3 protein-coding genes are annotated in these 2,621 nt (G+C 75.3%); 1 reads left to right on the top strand and 2 read right to left on the bottom strand.

The window, feature by feature from the left end:
• The first annotated feature begins 245 nt into the window (after window positions 1-245).
• Entirely contained in the window at window positions 246-1,130 is an 885-nt protein-coding gene (locus AB0L34_RS33510) for a TerC family protein (protein WP_363709655.1), read from the top strand.
• Between the two features lie 42 nt (window positions 1,131-1,172).
• On the opposite strand, the gene AB0L34_RS33505 is transcribed toward AB0L34_RS33510, so the two are convergent.
• Together AB0L34_RS33505 and AB0L34_RS33500 are read right to left on the bottom strand one after the other, a co-directional pair.
• Entirely contained in the window at window positions 1,173-1,901 is a 729-nt protein-coding gene (locus tag AB0L34_RS33505; RefSeq protein WP_363709652.1) for a helical backbone metal receptor, read from the bottom strand.
• A 34-nt stretch (window positions 1,902-1,935) separates the two neighbouring features.
• Window positions 1,936-2,505 carry a GNAT family N-acetyltransferase gene (locus AB0L34_RS33500; protein ID WP_363709650.1) on the bottom strand — a complete coding sequence of 190 codons (570 nt, stop codon included), beginning with the start codon at window positions 2,503-2,505 and terminating at the stop codon, window positions 1,936-1,938.
• Between the last annotated feature and the right edge of the window lie 116 nt (window positions 2,506-2,621).

Here is a 2,621-nt window from a genome sequence, read left to right as displayed (position 1 = left end):
CCGCCGTCATGTCGAGCACGAGACGGATCTACGCCGGCGCCGCCCTCACCGTTGCGGCGCTGGTGGCCGTCCTCGCCCTCGCCGGCAGGATCGACCGCGCCCGCGCCGGAGCCGCCGGGCACGCGGCGCGCGCGGGGAGCGGAACCGCCCCGTCCCGTCGTGGATGCGGAGGGCGCCGGGTGGACGAGGCGACGTTCGCGGCGCCGCTGTGGGCCTGGGCGGCGGTGGGCGCGGTCATCGCCGTCATGCTGGCCGTGGACCTGCTCTCCCACCGCGACAACCACGTGATCGAGCTGCGCGAGGCGCTGGTGTGGAGCGGCGTCTGGATCACCGCCGGACTCACCTTCGGCCTGGTGGTCTGGCTCTGGCGGGGCGGCGATCCGGCCGTGGCGTACTTCTCCGGCTACCTGCTGGAGAAGGCGCTCTCGGTCGACAACGTCTTCGTCTTCGCGCTGCTGTTCGGCTACTTCCGGGTGCCCGCCGGTTACCAGCACAAGGTGCTCTTCTGGGGGGTCGTCGGGGCCCTCGCGTTCCGGCTGGCCTTCATCTTCGCCGGTGCCGCGCTGCTGGAGCGGCTGGCCTGGGCCGGGATCGCGCTCGGCGCCTTCCTGGTCTGGACCGGGTGGCGGCTCGCGGTGCGCGGGGAGCCGGACGTCGAACCGGACCGCAACGTCGCGGTCCGGTTGTTCCGGCGGCTGGTGCCCACCGAGCCGCGCTACCACGGCGGCCGGTTCACCGTCCGGGTCGACGGCCGGCGCAGCGCCACCGTGCTGCTGGTCGCCCTGATCGCGATCGAGGCCACCGACGTGGTCTTCGCGATCGACTCGGTGGCGGCGATCCTGGCCATCACCACCGACACGTTCCTGGTCTGGACGGCGACGGCGTTCGCCGTGCTCGGGCTGCGCAGTCTCTACTTCTGCCTGGCCGGGCTGCTGCGGCACTTCAGCTACCTGCGGTACGGGCTGGCCGTCCTGCTGGCCTTCGCCGGGGCGAAGCTGATCCTGGCCGAGACGCCGGTGGGGAAGCTGCCGGTCTGGCTCACCCTCGCCGTGGTGGTGCTGACCCTGTCGGTCGCGATCGGCTGGAGCGTGCTCGCCGCCCGTCGGGAGCGCCGGCACGCGGGCTCCTGACCCGACCGACGTGTCGACCGGCCGGGCGACGCGCCCGGGCGGTCAGCCCGGCCGGACGACCGGGTCGGCGAGCTGGGCGGAGAGCAGGGCGGGGGCCGCGGCCAGGGACGGGCCGTACCAGGTCAGGTGCCGCCCGGAGAGCAGCGCGCACGGGACGCCGGGAAACGCCTCCGGCCCGTCGTCGGCGGTGAACGAGTACGGCTCGTCCGGCAGCACCACCAGCTCCGGCTCGCGGGCGCGCAGCTCGTCGAGGCTCGGTCGCGGATAACGTTCGGCGTCGTCGGCGTACAGGTTGGTGACGCCGAGTCGGCGCAGCACGTCCCCGGCGAACGTGTCGGCGCCCAGCACCACCCACGGGCGACGCCAGACCGGCACCACCGCCCGGCGGGGCGGCCCGACCGCCGGCGGGGCGCCCCACGCCCGGCGGGCCGCCACCAGCCACTCCGGCTCCGCCGGCGCGCCCAGCTCGCGGAGCAGGTCGCCCAGCTCGGTCAGCGCCTCGTCGACGGTCCGCGGGTAGGTGACCCGCACCGGCACGCCGGCCGCGGCCAGGGCCTCGGCGTCGACGCGGCGGTTCTCCTCGACGTTGAGCAGGACCACGTCCGGCCGTAGCGCGAGCACCCGGTCCAGGTCGGGGTACTTGCTGCCACCGACCCGCGCCACGTCCAGCCCCGCCGGGTGGGTGCACCAGTCGGTGGCCCCGACCAGCAGGTGGGGCAGGGTCAGCGCCACCGCCTCGGTCAGCGACGGCACCAGCGACACGACCCGCACCGCGCACCCCCTGTCGACAACCGGTCCCGCTCGATCATGCCCCGGCGCCGGCGGAAAGCCACTCCTGCCGGGTCAGCGCGTACTCGACCTCGCCGTGCTCCGCCCCGTCGATCATCTCCGGCCAGTCCCCGACGTACGTGCGCACGAAGCGCAGCCCGGACTTCTCCATCACCCGGCGGGAGGCCGTGTTGACGGTCATCGTGTTCGCGGTGACCCGTTCCACGCCCAGCTCGGTGAAGCCCTTGTCGACCAGCGCCCGGCAGCCCTCGGTGGCGAGGCCGCCGCCCCAGGCCGCCCGGCGCAGGCGGTAGCCCAGCTCCACCTCGCGGGCGTCGCCGTCGCGTGTCGGGCGGAACTCGAACCAGCCCAGGAACTCGCCCGACCCCCGGCCCAGCGCCGCCCACCAGCCCAGCCCCGGCGGCCGCCGGTAGTGGGCGAGGATCCGGGGCAGGGTCCGCTCCCGGACCACCTCCGGCGGGGTGGGACGCCCGCCGGTGAGGTACCGCGTCACCTCGGGGTCGCCGTCCAGCTCGACGAGGAGTTCCGCGTCGTCGGGGGTGAACTCGCGCAGCACCAGCCGGTCGGTGCTCAGGAAGGGCGTCACCGGCCCATCCCACCGGCCCGGCCCCGGCCGGCTCAACCGAATTCCCCGCCCGGGCCGCCCCCGCCGCACCACCCGGGCTCCGGCCATGATCGACGGCCTAGACTCGCCCCGGGCCG

This window comes from Micromonospora sp. NPDC052213 (genome assembly GCF_040679695.1).
In the GTDB taxonomy this organism is placed as follows: Bacteria; Actinomycetota; Actinomycetes; order Mycobacteriales; family Micromonosporaceae; genus Micromonospora.
Note: the sequence above shows the minus strand (reverse complement) of the source record. Positions and strands in the feature narration are given on the sequence as shown.